At 68.0% G+C, this 1,173-nt stretch carries 1 protein-coding gene; it reads right to left on the bottom strand.

The genetic code is table 11. The annotated features are described in order from the left end of the window. Positions 1-1,173: caspase family protein (locus EOD07_RS35140; protein WP_206519661.1), on the bottom strand; the 1,173-nt coding region annotated here is incomplete at both ends.

Below are 1,173 nucleotides of genomic sequence, written 5' to 3'. Positions count from 1 at the left end.
GAGTCTTGCCGTTGGCCCCGGGCAGGGCATGATCGGTCGAAAGCGTTTTCGACAAGGGCGTTCCCAGGGGCGCCACCAGGCCCGGTTGCTTGCCCTGCTGGAGCGCCGCCCGCTTCTGCAGCAGCGGCGGCAGCGCCACCTTGGTGGCCAAGGCGGCGGCGCCCAGTCCAACCGCGCCGGCGGTCAGCTTCTGGCCGGTGGTGAGGCCGCCGCCCTGCCCTGCCTGGTTGTTCTCGTTGATCGTCGTGTTGTTGATGACGGTCGTGTTGTGGATGTTGTTGAAGATGATGTTGTCCGGCGGCGGCACGATGTCATGCGGCGGGTTGATCCATCTCGGGAACGGCACGAAGGCCGGCGATGGCAGGACGAAGATGCCGACGGGCGGCGGCGGTGGGGCCAGCACCACGAAGTCAGGCGGAGGCGGCGGCAGGAATATCACCGCGACCGGCGGCGGCGGCTCGAAATCGAAATCGGGATCATCGAAATAGAGCACCGGACGGTCGACATAGACGATTTCCTCCGGCGGAGGCGGCGGCACGTCATAGACGATGACGGAGAAGCTCGGCGGCGGCTCCAGCTCGGCGTCGAAATGCTCCAGACGGCGGCGGGCGTCCCAGGCATGCGGGCCGTGGGGATAGCGTTCGAGATAGGACCAGTAGGCCTCCGGCGTATCGCGCATCCAGGTCTGGCGCCAGGTGATCGCCTCGCGCCGCGCCGCGATGATGGCGCGCACGCGCCTGGCCATCGGATCGTGCGGATAGGCGACGAGGAAATCCTCGTAGCCGCGCATCGTGTCGCGATCGAGGGCCGCGACATAGGCGTCATGGGCGTCGAAGTCGCGGATCTCCCTGGTGCGGTCGGCCTGGGATTCGGCTTCGGAAACCTTCGGCGCCGGCGCATCCGGCGCGCGGTCGAAGAAGACGAAGGGCGCATCGATCTTCGAAGCGTCCCACGGCACCTCGGCGCCTTGCGTCACCTCATTGACGCGCAGGCGCGTGCGGTCGAACACATCCTCGAGCGACAGCCCGCCATCGCGCATCATCTCGGCGAGCGCCTGGGCGTAAGCGCCGTAGGGCCCTTTGCCTTCGGGAGCCGCCGTGCCGGGCGCGGCGTTGAAAGCGATCAGCATGTTCGGGTCGGGATCGACCAGCGCGAGGCCACCCGCCAGCGGCT

The sequence above is a fragment of the Mesorhizobium sp. M2C.T.Ca.TU.002.02.1.1 genome (genome assembly GCF_003997225.1).
Note: the sequence above shows the minus strand (reverse complement) of the source record. Positions and strands in the feature narration are given on the sequence as shown.